This is a genomic window from Fibrobacter sp. UWT3 (assembly GCF_900230125.1).
Taxonomy (GTDB): domain Bacteria; phylum Fibrobacterota; class Fibrobacteria; order Fibrobacterales; family Fibrobacteraceae; genus Fibrobacter.
This window is the reverse complement of record NZ_OCSS01000001.1, coordinates 611,010-631,356: the sequence shown is the minus strand read 5'-3', so window position 1 is coordinate 631,356 and position 20,347 is coordinate 611,010. Positions and strand designations below refer to the sequence as shown.

The 20,347-nt window shown below is 54.4% G+C and carries 10 protein-coding genes; 1 reads left to right on the top strand and 9 read right to left on the bottom strand.

Features of this window, described 5'->3' with window-relative positions:
- Window positions 1–80: 80 nt before the first annotated feature.
- The 5 genes from CRO08_RS02600 to CRO08_RS02580 all read right to left on the bottom strand — a co-directional run bounded on the left by CRO08_RS02600 (window position 81) and on the right by CRO08_RS02580 (window position 9,120).
- Complete coding sequence (locus tag CRO08_RS02600; protein WP_097034936.1) at window positions 81–836, bottom strand: hypothetical protein; 756 nt, start codon at window positions 834–836, stop codon at window positions 81–83.
- Between the two features lie 91 nt (window positions 837–927).
- Window positions 928–3,120 (bottom strand): NADP-dependent isocitrate dehydrogenase, encoded by a 2,193-nt coding sequence (locus CRO08_RS02595; RefSeq protein WP_097034935.1) that lies wholly within the window; start codon window positions 3,118–3,120, stop codon window positions 928–930.
- A 94-nt stretch (window positions 3,121–3,214) separates the two neighbouring features.
- Window positions 3,215–5,098, bottom strand: a complete 1,884-nt coding sequence (locus CRO08_RS02590; RefSeq protein WP_097034934.1) for a cellulase family glycosylhydrolase — start codon at window positions 5,096–5,098, stop codon at window positions 3,215–3,217.
- Window positions 5,099–5,268: 170 nt separating this feature from the next.
- Window positions 5,269–7,062 carry an endo-1,4-beta-xylanase gene (locus CRO08_RS02585; RefSeq protein ID WP_176495036.1) on the bottom strand — a complete coding sequence of 598 codons (1,794 nt, stop codon included), beginning with the start codon at window positions 7,060–7,062 and terminating at the stop codon, window positions 5,269–5,271.
- A gap of 177 nt (window positions 7,063–7,239) precedes the next feature.
- Window positions 7,240–9,120 carry an endo-1,4-beta-xylanase gene (locus tag CRO08_RS02580; protein ID WP_097034932.1) on the bottom strand — a complete coding sequence of 627 codons (1,881 nt, stop codon included), beginning with the start codon at window positions 9,118–9,120 and terminating at the stop codon, window positions 7,240–7,242.
- 380 nt (window positions 9,121–9,500) lie between these two features.
- Between CRO08_RS02580 and CRO08_RS02575 the strand changes: the two genes are divergently transcribed.
- Window positions 9,501–10,988, top strand: a complete 1,488-nt coding sequence (locus tag CRO08_RS02575; RefSeq protein WP_097034931.1) for a feruloyl esterase — start codon at window positions 9,501–9,503, stop codon at window positions 10,986–10,988.
- 79 nt (window positions 10,989–11,067) lie between these two features.
- Here the strand turns inward: CRO08_RS02575 and CRO08_RS02570 are convergent, their stop codons facing one another.
- From CRO08_RS02570 to CRO08_RS02555, 4 genes are all read right to left on the bottom strand, one after another.
- The gene (locus CRO08_RS02570) at window positions 11,068–13,683 is read right to left on the bottom strand and encodes a carbohydrate-binding protein (RefSeq protein WP_097034930.1); all 2,616 of its coding nucleotides are present in this window, start codon (window positions 13,681–13,683) and stop codon (window positions 11,068–11,070) included.
- 159 nt (window positions 13,684–13,842) lie between these two features.
- Window positions 13,843–15,507, bottom strand: coding sequence for a carbohydrate-binding protein (locus CRO08_RS02565; protein WP_255252219.1), 1,665 nt, complete (start codon window positions 15,505–15,507; stop codon window positions 13,843–13,845).
- 88 nt (window positions 15,508–15,595) lie between these two features.
- Window positions 15,596–18,295 (bottom strand): beta-L-arabinofuranosidase domain-containing protein, encoded by a 2,700-nt coding sequence (locus CRO08_RS02560; protein ID WP_097035701.1) that lies wholly within the window; start codon window positions 18,293–18,295, stop codon window positions 15,596–15,598.
- 206 nt (window positions 18,296–18,501) lie between these two features.
- Window positions 18,502–20,337, bottom strand: coding sequence for a carbohydrate-binding protein (locus CRO08_RS02555; RefSeq protein WP_255252218.1), 1,836 nt, complete (start codon window positions 20,335–20,337; stop codon window positions 18,502–18,504).
- Window positions 20,338–20,347: the final 10 nt, after the last annotated feature.

The following is a 20,347-nucleotide window of genomic DNA, read 5'->3' as shown; positions in this document are numbered from 1 at the left end:
CGTTTAAAACACAATATTGCAGGTAACCACGCCCAATCTAGAGCATTCCAATTTGGATTATGGACGGAGTTACCAGCTAACTATTCAGCGTCTTTTCGCGCAAAAACAGCCTTGCAGGCATCCGCAAAACTGACCTTGAACCCCTCAAGCGGGCCCAAGTCGACACCATTCTTGAAGTGCGGGATGAACTCCGCCAGCTTCGCGCGCGAAATTTCGGACCAGTTTCCTTCCTTATCAAGGCAGAAAAACTCGTTATCGATGTATGCCTCGTAGTTGAACTCGCTTGTCGTAGATTCCAGGCCAAAGTCGCTGTAACCTTCGGGAGCCTGCTTTTCGGAATCCTCGATGGACTCCTTAACTTGTTCCAAATCTTCCGCATATTCATCGTCCACATCGGCAAAGGCATCCACACCGATGCTCAGCACGCCTTCTTTTGCGACAATGGACTTGTTCTCGCCGAAGGTGGCCTCGTAGGCGCTGGAACTCTCAGGTTCCGCAGACGAAGAGGATTCTATCCAGTCGTCATCTTCCGAGGAACTGGACGCATCTTCAGCGCCCGAAGAGGAACTGCCTTCCTCAGAACTGGAACTTCCGCCAGTTTCGGAGCTCGTGGCAACCGAGGAACTGGACTGCTTCGTAGCGGCGGAGGACTTTATCACATGACCGGTCTTGTCCATCTTGCCCGACGCCACGAGAGAATCGTACTCATCCTGGCTGTAGGTAAAACCATCCGGCGCAATCGCTTCGGGCGAAAGGTCCGAGGTACACGCCACAAGCAGGAATGCAGCGAAAATGCATGCAAATGCAAACAAAGACTTTCCGATCGAAACTTTCATTTCAAGCCTCCGGTTCTACGACGAAAAAGCAGAACAGTCCCACAAAGGGAATGTTCTGCCGTTAAACATATAATTTTTTTGTGCAAGTGGACTACAGCGCGTCAATTACGGCATTAAATTCCGCAACCGGGCGCATCCACTTCTTCAGGAGTTCGGCCTTGGGCAGGTAGTAGCCACCGATGTCGGCGGGTTTGCCCTGCTCGGCGGCAAACGCGGCGACGATTTCGGCTTCGCGGGCCTTCAATGCGTCGGCGACCGGGGCGAACTTCTTGGCAAGTTCCGCGTCGTCCTTCTGGGCGGCAAGAGCCTCGGACCAGTAGAGGGCCAGGTAGAAGTGTGAGCCGCGGTTGTCGAGTTCGCCGATCTTGCGGGCGGGCGTGCGGTTGAATTCGAGAATCTTGCCGTTCGCTTCGTCGAGCGTGTCGGCGAGGACCTTCGCCTTCTTGTTGCCATCCTTGAGGGCGACTTGTTCAAAAGCGGGCACCAGCGCGAAGTATTCTCCGAGGGAATCCCAGCGGAGGTAGTTTTCGGCGAGGAACTGCTGCACCTGCTTGGGGGCAGAGCCGCCTGCACCCGTTTCGTAGAGGCCACCGCCCGCCATCAAGGGCACGATGCTGAGCATCTTGGCAGATGTTCCGACTTCGAGAATCGGGAAGAGGTCGGTGAGGTAGTCGCGCATCACGTTGCCGGTAACGCCGATGGTATCGAGACCGGCTTTGGCGCGCTTCATCGTTTCGACAATCGCCTTGCGCGGGCTCATAATCTTGATGTCGAGACCATTGAGGTCATGTTCGGGCAAGTAAGCTTCCACCTTCTTCTGGATTTCGCGGTCGTGGGCGCGTTCTGGGTCGAGCCAGAAAATCGCAGGCGTGTTGCTGAGGCGGGCGCGTGTGACGGCGAGCTTCACCCAGTCGCGCACCGGAGCGTCCTTGGCCTGGCACATGCGGAAAATGTCGCCCGCTTCTACATTCTGCTGCAAGAGCACTTCGCCCTTGCTGTTCACGGCACGAATGACTCCCTTGCCCTTTGCGACAAAGGTCTTGTCGTGGCTGCCGTATTCTTCGGCGCCCTGAGCCATGAGGCCCACGTTCGGCACGGTGCCCATCGTCTTCGGGTCGAATGCGCCGTTCTGCTTGCAGAATTCAATCGTCTCGTCGTAAATGCCGGCGTAGCAGCGGTCCGGAATGCAAGCGACAACTTCTTGCAGCTTGCCTTCCTTGTTCCACATGCAGCCGGAATTGCGGATCATCGCAGGCATCGAGGCGTCGATAATCACGTCGCTCGGCACATGCAAATTCGTAACGCCCTTGGCAGAATCGACCATCGCGAGATCCGGGCCAGCGGCAAGAGCGGCGTCAATGGCTGCCTTAACCTCAGCCTCGCGAGCATTGCCTTCCAGGCGCTTGTACAAGTCGCCCAGGCCGTTGTTCGCGTCAATCCCGAGTTCCTTGAACAAGTCGGCGTACTTCGTGAACACGTCCTTGAAAAACACGCGCACAAATGCACCGAACAGCACCGGGTCAGAGACCTTCATCATCGTGGCCTTCAGGTGCACGGAGAACAGCAGGCCCTGCGCCTTCGCCTCGGCCATCGCATTGGCGATGAACTTTTCGAGCGATGCCACGCGCATCACGGTGGCGTCGATGATTTCGCCCTTCAGGAGCGGCTTTGCGGCACGAAGTTCCGTAACGGCACCCGCTTCGTCGACGAATTCAATCTTGAACGTGTCGGCGTCGGCCAGGGTGATGGACTTTTCGTTGCCGTAGAAGTCGTCGGCCTGCATGCTTGCCACGTGAGTCTTCACGGAGGTGTTCCACGTGCCGTTGCTATGCGGGTTGTTGCGGGCGAAGTTCTTCACCGCCTTGGGGGCGCGGCGGTCGGAGTTGCCCTGGCGAAGCACCGGGTTCACGGCAGAGCCCTTCACCTTGTCGTACTTCGCGCGGATTGCCTTTTCTTCTTCAGTAGCCGGAGCGTCCGGATAGTCGGGCACATCGAAACCGTTCTTCTGGAGTTCTGCAATAGCGGCCTTGAGCTGCGGCACGGATGCCGAAATGTTCGGGAGCTTGATGATGTTCGCATCCGGTTCAAGCGTAAGCTTGCCGAGGAAAGCGAGGTCGTCGCTCGCCTTGCCGAAGGCGGCCAGAATGCGGCCCGGCAGCGAGATGTTCTTGGTTTCCACATCGATGCCCGCGGACTTTGCAAAACCGCGAACGATGGGGAGCAGGGACTGAGTCGCCAAAAACGGCGACTCGTCAGTCAGCGTGTAATAAATCTTCGTACTCATACAAAAGTAAAGATAGAAAAAGCATCACCACGAAAAATGCCCCGAAAACAAGTTTCGGGGCATTGGGTGTATGGATTAGGATTTCTTTTTTGGCTTAGCGGGTCACGCGGACGCTCTGCATTGCACCAGTAAAGCGGTTGCGCAGGTAGTAGACGCCGGAGGTCTTCACCATGCTGGAAGAGCGGAGCATGTCGGCTGCGGCGTTGAACCCGTAGGCGCTCATCAGGCCGAGGCGCACGCCGTTCTGGTCGAACACGTAGTAGTCCTGGAGTTTGCCCGCATCAAACTTGACATCTGCAATGGAGGTCGTACCCGGGTCGTCTTCACCGACAATCGGTTCGGGGTCGGTCGCGTCCTTGCCCTTCACGAAGGTGAAGTAGTCCACGTCGAACCAGGCGCCGGTCACGTCCATGCGCAGGATATGCTTGCCTTCCGGGAGGGTCACGTTGGCGCTGACCTTGTTGTAGTCATCGTAATTCTCTTCGCCGGACTTGGCGGCAGGAACCGTAATCACATCGGTAAGAGCCTTGCCATCGAGAGAAAGCTGGAAGCTGGAGGTAGAACCTGCGGCAGCCACGGCGGCAAACATCGTGTAGTCGCCCGCTTCCTTCACATTCACGGTCCATTCGAGCCAGTCGCCTTCACTGTTGTAGCCCACGATCACGCCGGTAGCCTTCTTGTAGAGGTCAACGCCCGTATCCTTGCGGTAGTCGCTATCGCCGTGATTTTCGGAATCGTCGCTATAGGACTGGTTGCTCGTGCCGTCATCATTGACGCCCTTGCCCGGGATGTCGAAGTCTTCGGCTTCCACCTTGCCCGGGAGCGCAATCGGCTGTCCCTTGAACGGAAGCTGCGGTTCGGGCTCGACCGGCGTGAAGGTCACTTCGTTCTGGCCCTTGTTGAGGTTGTTCGCAAAATATTCCTCAAGCCAGTTCATGGAAGCGCGCTTGCGGCCATCCTTTTCGATAAGGCCGGTGTTTGCCACCCAGGTAGAGCCGTTGATGTAACCCCAGATAGTGATACCCGCGACCCAGGGAGTTTCCCACATGAAGGGAACCTGGTTTGCATAGTCATTTTTCTGCTTGGTATCGTCGGCTTCGCCGATATCGTATTCCGAAACGAGGAGCGGAAGGCCCGTCTCGTTATGGATGCGAGTCATCTTGCTTTCGAAATCGTTCTTGCTCATGCCCTTGCAGTCGTGAGCCTGCTGGCCGTAAGCATCGACCGGAGCGCCATTCTTGACGATGGTCTGGATGAGTTCGATACCTTCGTTGATCTGCCAAGAGAGCGTGTTGTAGTCGTTGTAGATAAGCACAGCCTTCGGCCAGCGTTCGCGGGCCATCTTGAAGGCATTCGTGATAAAGTCGTACTGGTGCTTGCCATTCACCACACGGTCGCCACCGAGGGCCTCGATAATGTAGGAGCCGCCACATTCGGTATCGTCGGTGCTGTGGCCTTCGGCACCTGCAGCAGGCTTGCCGTAACCGGAGTGGTAGTTGTCGCCCGCCCAAATGGCTTCGTTCACCACGTCGATGTATTCGAGGTCCGGGAACTTGGCCGCAACGGCATCGAACCATTCAGTAATGTACTGCTTGGTCTTTTCTACCGTGATGCTCGGATTCTTCTTCTTGCAGAGGAAGTTCGGGTACTGGGAACCCCAAACGAGGGCGTGGAACTTAAAGTGACGCTCACCGGGTTTTTCCTTGGCCCACTTGTAGGCGCTTTCGCACTTGTCGAAGTTGTCCCAGGCGAACTTGCTTGTACCGCTGTTGCCGTTAGAAAGGGAATGGATGGAACCCCACTTACAGCCGTTTTCGGGAGTAATCTGGTTCCAATATTGAGCAAAGTCGCTACGGATCTGGCCACCCGTAGTAATATTGCCCAGGAATTTTGCGCCACCATCGGCCAATGCGGCATTCGCCACGGTTGCAAGGCCAGCGATGGCAGCGACAGCAAGAGAAAGAGAAAGTTTTTTCATACACCACATCCTTTTTATTGTCTATATTCCAAAATTACCTTGAAAAACGCCAAAAAAAGCATGTCGGGAGGGTGTTTCTATGGATAGATTATCCATAGGAATAAAAGAAACAGGTCCCGAAACTTTCGTTTCGAGACCCGTCTCTAAAATGCTAAACCTTTTGTTTGCGATTAGCGGACCACGCGGACCTTCTGCATTTGGCCGGTAGCACGGTTACGCAGGAGGTAGATTCCCGAGGTCTTCACATCGTTGGAAGTCTGGAGAATCTGCTTTGCTGCATCGAAGCCATAGGCAGTGAGTATGCCCATGAACATGCCGTTCATGTCGAACACGTGGTAGTCCTGACGGACGGAAGGATCGTCGAATGCCACGGTCTGCTCGATTGCGTCCGTACCCGGGCCCGGACCTTCGCCAGCCTTCGAAATCTGGAACCAGTCGATATCGATATATCCCTTGGCAACTTCCATCGTGAGGATCTGTTTACCCTTTTCAAGCGTGATGGAACCAGAAACCTGTTCAAAGGTAGTCCAAGAAGAACCGGTGTACGTCAGCGAATCAGATACGACCTTGTCGCCAACCTTGAACACCAATGCACCACTACCGTCTGCAGCGACCATTGCAGCGATATCATACGTACCAGCTTCTGCAACGTTTATGGAGTACTCGAAAGTGTTTCCTGTAGGATTGCAACCGAGGACAAGGCCACCGTTCTTTTCGCCAATGCTTACAGACGTGCCCTTTCTGTATTCCGTATTCCAGGTATCGTTGCATTCACCGGTAACAGAGTAAGAGTTGTTGTTCGTTCCATCTTCGTTACGACCCTTGCCCGGAACGTCGAAGTCTTCAGCTTCAATCTTGGCGGACAGATCGAACGGCTGGCCCTTGAACGGAGTCTGCGGTTCGGGCTCGATCGGGGTGCTGTTCAGCAAGCCCGTCGAGTTGTTACCCGGGTGAGAAGGCAGGTAGGACTTGAGCCAAGTCATGGCCGCACGGTCCCTGTTTCCGTCGATGATACCCGAGTTGTCCAACCATGTGGCGCCATTGATGTAACCCCAAATGGTAATGCCACCAATGTGTTCATTTTCCATGAAGTAGGAAATCTGTTCTTCATAGCACCTCTTCTGGGTATTGTCGTCCGAGGTGTTGATATCATATTCCGAAATGAACATCGGTGTCTGGGTATTGTTCCAAATTTTTTCTATCGCGCTCTTCAGCGAGCTGAGAGCCAGGCAGTTACCACCGCCACCGGTACCGTTGGCACCGCCACCCTGGGTCATCATGTCGTGGGCCTGGAGGCCATAGGCGTCAACCGGAGCACCATTTTTCTTGATGGTCTTGATAAGGTCAATACCCTGGTCCAAGTTCCACTGGACCGTGTTGTAGTCATTGTAAATCAAGACGGCATTCGGCCAGCGCTTTCTTGCTTCCTTGAATGCATTGACGATGAACATGTAGTCACCATTATTGTCGCCGCCCATAGCCTGGATAATCTTGGTCTTCGGGTAATTGGAATGGTACTGGTTATTGCCGGTACGGATAGCCTCGTTCACCACGTCGATCATGTCAAGTTCGGGGAAATTCTGCTTGACGGCATCGAACCAGTCCATGATGGCCTTCTTGGTATCGTCAACGCCCAGGCTTTCGAGCCAAGTCGGATACTGGGAACCCCAAAGCAGGGCATGGAACTTGAAGAGGCCGCCGTTCTGTTTTGCCCAGTTAAAGGCCGCCTTACAGCCACCGAAATTGCGGTTGCCACGAGAACCTTCAATGGACTGCCATTTACATTCGTTTTCGGCAGTAATCTGGTTCCAGTACTGACCGAAGTCCGAACGCACCTGACCGCGAGTGGTGATGTTTCCGACGAACTTGGAAGCGTTTTCAGCCAACCCAACGCCGAAAGAGAGAGAAGACGCTGCAAGTGCAATCGCAGCGACCTTCGTTGCTGTTGAGAGAATCTTTTTCATATCCACATCCTTTGGTTTTATAACCATCTGGACATTAAATTATCCTCAAAACAGCACATTTTCTCCCGTTTATAGACATTTCCCATTGACAAAATGTCCATAACACCCCAAAAGGCAGGTTCCGGAGAATCCCGGAATCTGCTGTTTTTGAGGAAATTTCACCAATTTTCGGTGTTTTTACTTGATTACGCGAACCTTCTGCATTTCACCGGTGAAACGATTGCGCAGCAGGTACACACCCGAGGCCTTCACATCGGCAGAGGTGCGGAGGATTTCCGCGGCGCCGTCGAAACCGTAGGCACTCATGACACCCATATTGACGCCGTGCATGTCGAACACGAAGTAGTGCTGGAGAGCATTCGGGTCGTAGTTGATGTTCTGGCCGATAACCGTCGTACCTTCATCCGGTTCTTCAGACACGATCGGTTCGGGGTCGGTCGCGTTCTTGCCCTTCACGAAGGTGAAGTAGTCCACGTCAAACCAGGAGCCAGTTACCGTCATGCGGAGGATATGCGTCCCCGCAGTGAGGGAAACGTTGGCAGAAACCTTGTTGTAGTCGTCGTAGTTCTCCTCGCCCTGCTTGGCAGCCGGAACGCTGATGACATCGGTAAGGGCCTTGCCATCGAGAGAAAGCTGGAAGCTGGAGGTAGAACCGGCAGCAGCCACGGCAGCGAACATGGTGTAGTCGCCCGCTTCCTTCACGTTGACCGTGTATTCGAGCCAGTCGCCTTCGCTGTTGTAGCCCACGATGATGCCGGTAGCCTTCTTGTAGAGGTCGACACCCGTCGTGTCCTTACGGTAATCCTTCACGTCGCCGTGGTTTTCGACATCGCTTTCGCTGTAAGAGACGTTGCTTACGCCATCAGTTTCGCCGACACCGGAAATATCGAAGTCTTCGGCCTCAATCTTGCCCGGAATCTCGAATGCGGAGCCCTTGAACAGCTTGCGCGGCACAGGTTCGACCGGAGTGAGCACGCCAGTCTTGAGGCCGGTAGTGTTCACGCCCTTGTTGGAAGCCAGATATTCCTTCATCCATGTGAGTGCCGGACGATCCTGACCATTTCTCACAAGACCCGAGCAACCGTTCGCCTTACCATTACAGTTAAGCCAGGTCTGACCGTAGATCCATCCCCAAATGGTGATACCGGCAACATGGGGGTCTTCCATCCAGTACTTGACCTGTTCCTGATAGCACTGCTTCTGGATGCCATCGTCAGTAGACGGAACGTCATATTCAGAGATGAGAACCGGGAAATTATTAGTTTCCTTATGGATCTTCTGCATGGTAGAAACGAAGTTATTGTAATTCATGCAGACGCCGCCACCGCCAGTACCACCAGCCTGACCACCGTCACTCATCAAGTCGTGAGCCTGGAGGCCGTAAGCATCAACAGGAGCGCCATTCTTCCGGATGGTGTTGATCAGGTTAATGCCCTGATCCACATGCCACTGGATGGTGTTATAGTCGTTATAAATGAGGATAGCCTTGGGCCAACGTTCGCGAGCCATCTTGAACGCGGTCGTCAAGAAGGCGTAATCGCCGTTGTTATCGCCACCCAATGCAGGAATAATCTTGGTTCTGGTATAACCAGAATGATACTGATTGTTGCCAGTACGGATAGCCTCGTTGGCCACGTCGATCATCTCGATATCGGGGTAATGTGCCTTGACGGCATCGAACCAAGCGGTAATCGCCTTCTTGGTTTCGTCAACGCTCAGGCTTTCGAGCCAGCTAGGATACTGGCCGCCCCAAAGGAGGGCGTGGAACTTAAAGTGACCGCCATTATTCTTTGCCCAGTTGTAGGCTGCGTCGCAACCGCCCCAGTTGTAGCGACCGCGAGTACCTTCGATGGAGCCCCACTTACAACCGTTTTCGGCGGTAGCCTGGTTCCACAACTTGGTAAATTGGTCGTTGGGACCAGGAGAAGTGTTAGACTGAGTAATGTTGCCAATGAACTTTGCGGCGCCATCGGCAATGCCGGGACCCGCAAAGGAGAAAGAGGACGCCGCAAGAGCGACTGCAGCAACCTTCGTTGCCGTTGAGAGAATATTTTTCATAACCACATCCCTTATGTGTTATGGCCGACTCACCAATACCGGCCTAATCTAAAGATATCTCCTCCGGTTACAAAAATCTCACACCGACACACCTATTCCATTGACGTTTTATCCACAATCAAATGTTTACGTTCAAGCATTATCCAAGACACCTGTATTTTTCACCATGGCACAAAATGGCGATTTTTACAAAAAAAAATGGGATTAATCGCCCCATCAAAAATGAACCTTTTGCAAAAACGGCTTTTTTAGCGAAATTTTCCGTTACCAAAATGTAAATAACCAAATCTTTACAAACAACAATTCACCACACGGCAAGTTTACAAGATTAAATTTGTCTATGGAATGTATGTGGTGTTTGGGAAAAAAAGGAGTCAAATATGCATTTTCCCAAACTTTTGGGCATTGCCAGTGGGTTGGCATTGTCTAGTAGCCTGGCGTTCGCCTGGAGTATCGACGGGGTTGTAAAATCCAAGGTATCCGGCAGACTGCTTTCGGGCGTAAAAATCAGCACATTCAATATCGCTGGTTACGAAACTACCAGCGGCACGGACGGCACGTTCAGCCTCAATGGCGGTACGGACGCATTGCCCGGCATGAAGGTCGCAAACATGGCTATCCACATGGAAGGTGGCATGCTCACCATCTACAATGCGGACGCCAACAACCTCAAGGTTTCCGTAATTGACGCCCTGGGCAAGGTCCTTGCACAGAGCAACCCCGGGCACGTCCAGGGTATCGTCACTCTCAACTTTGGCAAGCTCGCCCGCGGCGCCAAGTTCATCCGCGTCAATGCCGATAGCGACAAGGCTACCTACATGGTGACCAACAAGGGCGTAAAGGCTCTCAAGAAAGAGGGCGACCTGTTGCCTATGCTCCAGTTTGCCATGGACGGCTATGCAAACCTGGTTTACCAGATGAAGGACGAAATCGAAACCGGCGTGACCATCGAGATGGTAAGGCCTTCGAGTTCCAGTTCTGGCGGTAACGACCCGGTTGTAACTTCATCCTCCGACACCCCGGTCGTATCTTCCAGCAGCAAGACCCCGATTGATACCCCGGTGGATTGTTCTGGCAAGACTATGAAGGCCAGCACATCCATCACTGTAGACGGCCGTAAGATTGACATTAAGTTCCCGAGCGGCTACAAGGGCGACAAGCTGGTACCGCTGCTCGTATACTACCACCCGATTGGAGGTAGTTCCGGCAACGCTGATGGTTCTTCTACCGTAAAAGCAGCCCTTGCCGACGGTGCAATCGTAGCAGCACCCAACGGTGGGAAAACCCCCGCAGGAGGCATGATGGGCAGCGTCCAGGCTTGGAACGTCGGTCCCTGCTGCACCGATGAAGACGACGTCACTTTCTCCAAGCATTTTATTGCAGAAATTCAAGAAAAAGCTTGCGTCGATCCGAAGCGCATCTATGCATCTGGATTCTCGATGGGCGGAGGCATGTCCAACTATGCAGGCTGCTTCATGGCCGATATTTATGCAGCCGCGGCACCTTCCGCATTCGACCTCGCCAAGGAAATCGTCGATGCAGGCAAGTGCAAACCGGCACGTCCCTTCCCGATTCTCAACTTCCGCGGCACCAGCGACAATATCGTGATGTACGACGGCGGACTCTCCCAGGTTGTTCAGGGCAAGCCAATCACCTTCATGGGCGCAGTCAACAACATGAAGGAATGGGCCAAGATGAACGGCTGCAGTGGAAGCCCCAAGCAGAACACGCCGGGTAACGGTTGCCAGATGTACGAAGACTGCGAAGGCGGCGTCAAGGTCGGTCTCTGCACCATCCAGGGAGGCTCGCACGCTGAAGGCGACGGACAGACGGGCTGGAATTTCCTGAAACAGTTCACGCTCCCGTAACAAACTTCTTTACTAACTCCAAATCCAAAAGGCCTCCGCAAATGCGGAGACCTTTTTCATACATAGCCGTTCAAAAGAATCAATGCAGGTTAATGCGAATCGCCTTCTTGCTGTCGAGCCCGCGGACCACGTACATGCCGGGGTTCACGCCCTTCGCGGAGAGGGCCGCCTTGATGCCGCCCGCGGCCGCTACGCCTTCGATTCTACAGACAAACTTGCCGTTCATGCCGAACACGTCGTAGCCGCGTTCGCCGAGGTCTAGGCGCATTCCGGAAACCTGACGAACGGGGGTAAGTTCCTCGGCAGTGAGCGCAAACTTTATCCAGTCAAGATTCACGTAACTGCCGGTGAACTGAATTTTCAGGATGTGTTCGCCCTTCGCAAGTTCGCTAGTTTCGCCGTCAATTGTGGCATAGGTATTCCAGTCTTCGCCCTTCGGCACAGGAATAGTATCCGAAACCGCCTTGCCATCGATGAACAGCATAAAGCTGCCGCCCTCGAGCCCGGTCGCCACATTCGCGCGGAACACGTACTTGCTCGCCGTAGTCACATTCACGCTATATTCGAGCCATTCGCCCGCCTGCGTGTAACCGATGGCAAATCCCTTGCAATCCTGGGTATTGAGCGTGTCGGAGCAGCCGAAGCCCACCACGTCCACGCCGTCTTCGCGGTAGGTATTGCCCTCGTTCACGAAGTCCTTGTCGCTGTAAGAAACGCTCTGGCCGCCCACATCGTAGTCTTCGGCCTGGATGGTACCCGGAAGGGTCGCCACGGCCTTGAAGGCTTCCTGCGTCACGGTGTTGCTGAAATCAGCCAGCGGGATTTCCTTGATGTCGCGGATGTAACGGAAGGCCTTTTCGATACCGGCATTGTTCACGACTTCGTCGCTGTAATAGTTGTTGGACTGCTGGAGATTATTCTGACCCGCCTGGTTCTGACCCACACCTGCGGGAGAATTCTTGAACACGTTCTCTTTCACGGTAAAGCCGCTGGAGCCTTCGTCCAAGTAGATGGGCACATTCCAATAGTCAGCCCACTTGGAAGTTCCGTTATCGTGGATATAGTTGTGCTGGATTTCGCTACCGGTGCCCTGGTTACTCAAGGTGTAAATCGGGCCGGAGTCGCAAAGCAGGCGGGCAATATGATGAATTTCGTTCCAGTTCACATGGTTGTTGGTCATGGCCGTCTGAGCCTTTGTCCAGCCAAAGCCAATGGAAATGCCGGAGTAGTAAGCGTAAGAGACCTCGTTATGTTCAATCACCACATAGCGGGGATAACCAGCACCGATACCTACGGCACCTTGATGTTCATTAGTCGTGTTGGTGACCAAGTTATTCTTGACCGTATCGCGGGTGCTGATTTCGTCCTTGTCGCTGGGATTATAGGCGATGTGGATTTCGGTCGTGGAGTCCTGATAGAACTTGCCGAGCATAATGCCTGCAGCGCCAATTTCGAAGAAGGCGTTGCCCTGAATCATGTCGTCATTGGTGCCGGAGACAAAGTCGAGACCCGTAGCCGCAATCTGCGAGAATACGTTGCCCTGCACCAAGAAATGATGTGCGTTCTCGACACGGAATGCAGCATCGGGGCGCCACAGCAAGTACTTGTTGCTGTTCAGCTTTTCCCAATTTCCGCGGCTAGGATCCGGCAGAACGTCAACATTGAAGTTCGCTGCCTGCAAATCCAGAAAGCCTTCTTCGCTGGGGCGTGTAAAGTTGGAATGGGCGAAGGTCAGGCCCTCGAAAGACATGTAGCCCACCTTGTTCTTGGTATCTTTACCCAAGACGCTGAACAAGGTATTGAGGCGAGGTGCAACCACGTTTGCGGTAGCCATGCTTTCGCCTTCACGGGGCTTGTAATAAAGCGTTTGATTCTTTTCGTCCAGGTACCATTCACCCGGAGCGTCAATCAAGTCGTAGGAATTTTCAAGATAGAAAACCTGCTGCTTGGGCGGATTGCTCGCGAAAGCGGTGCCGAGCATCGGGTAAGCGCGGTGGAACAGCTTGGTGCGTTCAGGATCCTTGGGAATGAGCTTTGCCGTACCGCCGTTCACCTGGGCCTTTTCCAGGCGCAAGATGTTTTCGGACCAGGCAATCATCAGGTGGATTTCGACATCCTCGATGTTCTTGATATTCTTGACGTAGTCGGCAGAGACATCGAAGGCGCGGCCCGTAGAGTCCACCTTCGTGAGTCGCACGAAATCGTGGTCGAAACCGCCGTTGCCTTTTTCCTTTGCGTCAATCACGTTGGGGAAACAAGCGCGAACCGCCTTGCGGTTGTTCACGTAAAGCTGGCGGAAACGGCCTTCTACGCCTTCGGCTTTCCAGATGTTGTTAGCCTCGTCGTGAATGGTCCAACCCGTAATGGGCATACCGCCAGTAATCAGCGGTTTTTCGCCATCGGCCGCTTTATAACGCACATAATGGCCGTCCTTACCGCCGTCGCGTTCATCAAATGCAATGGTTGCGGGGAGCGCGTAGGTGCCTTCGCGTAAAATTACCTCGATGTCACCCGTCATGGAGCCGTTAATGGCGCGCACGGCCTTTTGCGCCTGCGTAATCGTCTTGAAGGGTTCGGCTTCCGTACCCTTGTTCGAATCGTTGCCCGAGGGGGCCACATAGAAGGTTGCCTGCGTCGCGGCAAGAGACATGCCCGACATCACCAAACAGAAGGAGAGTAACGACTTCGTTCCCATAATTTCCTCTTTTTCCCGTTTTTACACCAAGGGGGAATCCCTATCCCGAAAATTACCATTTGCATGTAAAAAAAGAACCCCCTCGAAGGGAGTTCTCGTTGACAACTTATCAATGATTCGACTTAGGTCACTGAGCTTGCCGAAGTGCACCAACCTGGTTTACTTGATGCGGTGGCCCGTCAGGTCGAAGCGCATGCCGTTCCTTTCCACAAACAGCTGGCCGCCCTGCTTGCGGAGGCGCGGGGCCGAAGTCTTGGTAACGGAGGCGGGCATGATTTCGCGGATTCCCGTAGTCGCCTCGCAGGCCTCGCCTTCGCAGAACTTGAGCCAGTCCACGTTCACGTAGCTACCCGCAATGGCAAGTTTCAGGATGTGTTCGCCCGCAGTAAGGTTCGCGACACCGACATCGACTTCCTTGTACACATTCCACGTGGTATCGACCTTCTCGAAAGTCACCGTATCGCCAATCGCCTCGCCATCGACAAACAGCTGGATTTTCGAGGTCTCGGATGCGGTCGCCACATTTGCACGGATTGCGTACTTGCCGCTCGTAGCGACCTTCACGCTATATTCGAGCCACTCGCCCGCTTCCGTGTACCCGATGGCATAGCCCTTGCAGGCCTCGCCGCCACAGGTTGCGCCATCGAGGGTAACGACATCCACCGCATCTTCGCGGTAGGTCTCGCCCTTGTTCGCGGCATCCTTGTCGTAGAAGCTGAAACGGTTCCCGCCCTTGTCGTAGTTCTCGGCCTCGATCACGCCCGGAATCGCCGCAGGTTCGCCGCTATACGCTTCGCGCACGAGCGGAGTCGTCTCGACCGTATCGGCCCAGGCCATCTTCATGCGGTCTACGCCCGACTGGTTCACGATTTCAAGCTTGATGTTCGCCCCTTCGCCGGTGCGCTTGGTCATGCTGTACCAGTCGCCATCGCGCAGGCCCGGCCAGTAAAAACTGCCCATCTCCCATTCGCGCAACTGGGCAGACATGCCGCGGATGTAGGCCATAAAGTAGTTGGTCGGGTTGGCATTGTAGTCCATGTAGTCGTAATGCACACCGTTCTTTTCGCCGGGGCTCATCGCGCCGCCCCATTCCGTACACACGGTGCGGTCGGCATACTTGCCCACCTTTCCCTTGAAGCTGTTTTTCCAGCCCTGCTCGGTAGTGATGCTCATGTTCCAGAAGGTGTATTCGTGCACCGCAAAAAGGCACCCTTCAAAGCGCGGATCGTCGGCAATGTCGGGCACGTTCCATGCAAGGCCCGAGCCGTCGAGCAGAATATGGTCGCGCGGCACATTCGGGAATTTCTCGAGCCATGTGGCATACAAGTTGCGCAACTCGTCCTTACTATACATGTGCGGTTCGTTGAAGATTTCAAAGTAGGCGTTCGGGTGGTCGCCGTATTTTTCGACGATTCTCGCCCACATTTTCCACCAGTCGTCCATGTTCTTGGGGCCGGAGGGCTGCGCGGGGCCCCAGTAGCCCATCACGATGCGGCCCTTGGAAAGGCCCATGTCGATAACGCCCGTGTAGGTGTCCCAGAACGTGAGGATTGTGGGTTCGTTCACCGGAATGCGCACGCTGTTGGTGCCGAACAGTTCCTGGAACTGCCCGATAACGCGGTCTGCCACCACCGATGCCGACTGGTAATTGTCCGAAAGGCTCATGCCCGAAAGAACGAGCACGCCAGAGACGAAATTGTCGCGTTTGTCCGCCCAGTTCACACCGCGGAACTGGCTCGTGACGGCGAAGGAACTCACTGCCGAAAGTGCGGTTGCAGCAAGAACAGAACAGGCTACACGCCTGAAACCATAACCAAACATCATAAGAACTTCCTTGTTAACACCAATAAGAAAATTACTTGAAAAAAGCGTAAAAAGGAACCCCCGCTAGGGAGTTCCTATGGACAGAATGTCAAAAGCCGCCCTTCCTGAAAATCGTTGAAGCATAACTATAGCCATCCCGCTGGATTTTCAGGATATACGTACCGTTACCAAGACCCGCAATCCCGATGCTAAAGTTGGACTGCCCTGCCGGGAGAGCCTCGGATTTCACGAGACGGCCATCCATCGCGTAAATCCTTGCGGTAAAGCCCTGCGAGAGCGCCGTTCCGGAAGCAATCTGCAGTTCGCCGCCCATCACACGGGCCTTCAAGTCGGGGCGCGCGGGCATTTTCGCGGGTGCGGCAAACGTCGGCACAGTATCCTGCACTTCGGGCTTCGGCTTGTTGCGGAGCAGTCGCACGCCGTAGATGCCGCCTACCATGCCGGAAGTCGCCGTAAACGAGATGCGCACAATCTTCTTGCCCTTCACCATGTTGTCCGGAATCGGGTAAGTCACGTTCACGAACTCGTTCTTGTTCCAGCGATTCGAAATCGTCTCGGTCACGAGTTTTTCGCCGTCGATATCGATATCGAATATGCGGGTGCAGCCCTCGTTGCCCCAGTAGCGCACCATGAGGCTCAGGGAATCCTCGCTGTTCGTCTCGAATTCATAGCTGATAAGGCCGCCATCGCCACCGCTGCACTTGCCCGCATCGCGGTAGAATTCCCCATTCGCCGTGCCCGAGGTGGAATTTTCGATTTTCATCTTGTGGTCCGCTTCGGGCTGCTGCTCGCCCGGCGCCACCTTGTCGACAGTCTTCTCGTCGAGCGCAAGAGCCTCTTCCTGTTCCTTCTTCAGGCGTTCCAGAATGGAGGGGTCGGTAAGCACCATCCAGTACATCATATAGCGGGCATCGTGCACCTCGTAGAACGGCTCCAGCAACAGGTTCGCATCCTTCTTGGCCGCAAACAGGTAGGGCGCCTTGAAGTGCATCGGCTCGCCCTTCACGGGCTCCACCTTCGAGGGAATATCTTCCTTCTTGCTCGCAAGCATGGGGGCCTGATCCAGGGATTCAAGCGCCCCCGACGCGATATGGCTCCAGCGTCCGTCATCGGCAACGAGGCCGTTCAGGTTCGCCGTCCCCGTCTTTGCGGAAAGCACGATCGGGCCATGCATAAGCGCCACGTAGTCAGAAACATTCGGGAGTTCTTCCACGTGCGTGTACATCGGGAACAGCACCTCAATCACATCGCCGGACTTCCAGGACTTACCCGCAGACACATAGCTCGACGGATCGGATTTTTTCACGACGGTATCGCCGTTCACGATGACCTTGAACTCCCCTTCCTTCACCCAATACGGATGGCGGATTTTCATATCGAAACTGCCGCTACCCGTAACAGTAAACTTCGCACTTTCGCCCTTCGGGAACTCCGTCTCCTGCTTGATTTTTACGCCCTTATCCTTCCAGTTCAAAAGCGATGCCGCAAACAGATTTACATACAAACTAGATTCATCCTTCGTGTAGATAAACTGGTTGTACTTTGCCGGGTTTTCCATGCCCGAACCCACGCAGCACCACATGGCGGCATTTACCTTCGAGTAGACGCGGTAATGGCGCGGGCGCGCCGGCGTAAAGTACACGTAACCGCCGTGCTTCGGGTGAATCGTAGAAAGGATGTGGTTAAAGAGCGCACGCTCGTAAAAGTCCGCCTGCTTGGCGCTATGGTCCATGTTGAACAGGCGTTCCGTCAGCTTGAGCATGTTGTAGGTGTTGCAAGATTCCGGGCCTTCGCGCTCTTCCACGTACTTCTTGTGGTTATCGAAAGACGGGAAATGTTCCGAAATGCTGTTACCGCCAATCGCAATGCTACGCTTGTTCACGACGCGGTCCCAGAAATACTCGGAGCCCTTCACGTAGGTCTGGTCGCCGGTAAGTTCTGCAATACGCGCAAAGCCCACCACCTTCGGGACCTGCGTATTCGCGTGCACGTTCGTGAGGTTATCGTTGTTTGCCGCCATCGCATTCAAAAGCCACTTGTGGGACCAGCGCTTGGCCTCTTTCAGGTACTTATCCTGCTTGGTGAGCGCATAGGCATCGGCATAGACTTCCGCCATGCCGCCGTGTTCCGTACCGAGCATCGATTCCATGGCGTTGTCGTTGAGCCCACCCGTAATCGTGAGGCCCCAATCGCAAAGAGCAAGGAACATCGTTTTCGCCTGCTCGTAGCCCGCATAGATATAGGCATCGCGCAAGCCCGCATAAAGCTTGTGGATGTTGTACCACGGCACCCAATAGCCGTTCTGTGCGCCCGCATTGCCGCTCTTGAATTTGAGCCACATCTGCTTGCCGTTGGGCACGCCGCTGATGTACCCCTTGAAATTGTTATCGCGGGAATTGTAGTCCTGGATGGTCTTGAGTTCGCTCAGCACGTATTCCAGGCGCTGCTTGACAAGTTCGTCCCCGGTATCCGCAAAGTGCATGGCAAGCGCGCTCAGGTAATGGCCCAGCACGTGACCGTCGAGGCCCGCCCAGTTCGAGAACTTGGTCGCCTTGGGTTTCATGCCCGCTTCTTCATAGAACGGTGCAATTAGTTTGTCCGTATCATAGGAGAGCAGCGTTTCCACGTTCAGTTCCTGACGTTCCTTCAGGGGGCCACCCAGCAACTGCACGTCGCCCAGCGGGAACATGTCGGAGTAGAGCAGGTCCTGCGAAAACCCCTGCGTGAACAAGCCGCAAACCGCAGCGAAAGTAATGGCGGCGAGCCGCTTCGTCTTAATACCAAACATCTTGTACCATCCTTTCCCTATACCATGCACCATCATAAAAATTAGATTCGCGGCACGGCAAAAAACACCCCCTTACACAAAACACTTTTGCTAAAATTTCAAAAGCCCAGTGTAAAAATTTCCAACAAAAAACGCCCCGCTATTGCTAGCGAGACGCTTTTTGTTAGGAGGAACTTTTGAAGATCCCCGCCTGCGCGGGGATGACGTTAGCGGAGGCGGTGGCCGGTCAGGTCGAAACGCATGCCGTTCTTCTCGACAAAGAGCGTATTGCCCTTCTTGACAAGGCGCGGTGCGGTGGCATCGCCACGAACAGTAGGCATCACCTGGCGGATAGCATCCGTACCCGGACCCGGTTCGGTGCTTCCCGGTTCCGCGAACTCGATGAAGTCAATGTCCATCCAGTCGCCGGTTACCGTGAAGCGGAGGATGTGTTCGCCCTCGGTCAGGCTCACGTCGGCCTTGACCGTATTATACTCGTCGTAGTTTTCTTCGCCGGTGGTTGCGGCAGGCACTGCGATTTCTTCGGTAATGTCCTTGCCGTCCATGGAGAGCTTGAAGCTGGAGGTGTTGTTGGCAGAGGCAACGGAAGCCTTCATGGTGTAGGTCCCCGTCTTGGCGACCTTCACGGTGTATTCGAGCCATTCGCCCGCCTGGTTGTAGCCCACGATAATGCCCGTAGCCTTCTTGTAGAGGTCTACGCCGGTACCCGGACGGTAGTCGCTATCGCCGTGGTTTTCGGTATCGTTCTCGTTGTAGGTGGTGTTGCCCTGGCCCACGCCGTTAATGTCGAAATCTTCCACTTCGATCTTGCCCGGAATGGCGAGAGCCTCGCCCTTGAACGGCTTGCGCGGAACCGGCTTGAGAACCAAGCGGAGCAGTGCAGAGCCGTGAGCCGGGAGTTCAATAGAAACGTGAGAAACCGGGCCCAAGTCCTTCTTTTTCCAGGCATCGCGGACTTCCACTTCGCCTTCTACGCCAATGTCTGCAAAGTTGCATTCAACGGTCTGGGTAGAGTTGTTATTGTTGAGGAGGGCCACGGCAAGGTCGCCATTCTTCAAGGGCTTGGTCCAAACCTGCTTACCCTGCTTGTCAGAGATGCGATGGCCCTGAACGCCCAGAGAATCCTGGTTAATGGCAATCATGTCCTTGTTCAGGTAGAGTTCCTTGGTCTCGTTGCTCATGTTGCGCACGTCGGAACTGATCATGATGGGGGCAGCCATGATGGACCACATCGTCATCTGGGAGCGCTGTTCTTCGTAAGAGAGGCCCCTGTTGCCTACTTCGAGCATGTCCGGGTCATTCCAGTGGCCGGGCTTTGCAATTTGCCAGTACTTGTTGTTGGCATCGATAATTTCGTAGACGCCGCGGTACCAGGAGGTAGAAATCCATTCGGGGCCGATGTCAAACGTAGTACGCCAGAGGTTAGCGATTTTCGGCATCCAGTCCTTGTATTCCCACATGCAAATGCTGAACACGATATCGCGTCCGGAATTGCGGAGAGCGTTGGACATGGCAGTGTAATCTTTTTCCTGGGTTCTCGGATCGGAATCGCAGTTATCGTACTTCCAGTAGTCCACTCCCCATTCGGCGAGTTTCTTGGCATCCTGTTCTTCGCGGCCATTGGAACCACTTTCGCTCTGCCAGTTGCTATTGTAATGGTGGCAGGTACGTTTACCGCGGTCGCCGTAAAGACCGAACTTCAGGCCCTTGCTATGCACGTAATCGGCAATGGCCTTCATGCCGCTCGGGAAAGTCTTCGGGTTGTTCTGGAGGTTGCCCTGAGCATCGCGCTTGGTATCCATCCAGTTGTCGTCGAGGTTCAGGTAAATGTAGCCCGCGTCCTTCAAACCGGAATTGACCATCGCGTCGGCGATTTCCTGAATCTGCTTCTCGTTGATATTTTCATGGAACACGTTCCAGCTGTTCCACCCCAGCGGGGGCGTAAGCACCAGGCTATCGGGGTGCGCGAAGGCCTGAGAGGCCAAACCACAAAAGGCAAGGGCAACAGCCCCGCCAAGCGAGCATTTTTTTAGACCAAACATCTGCATCTCC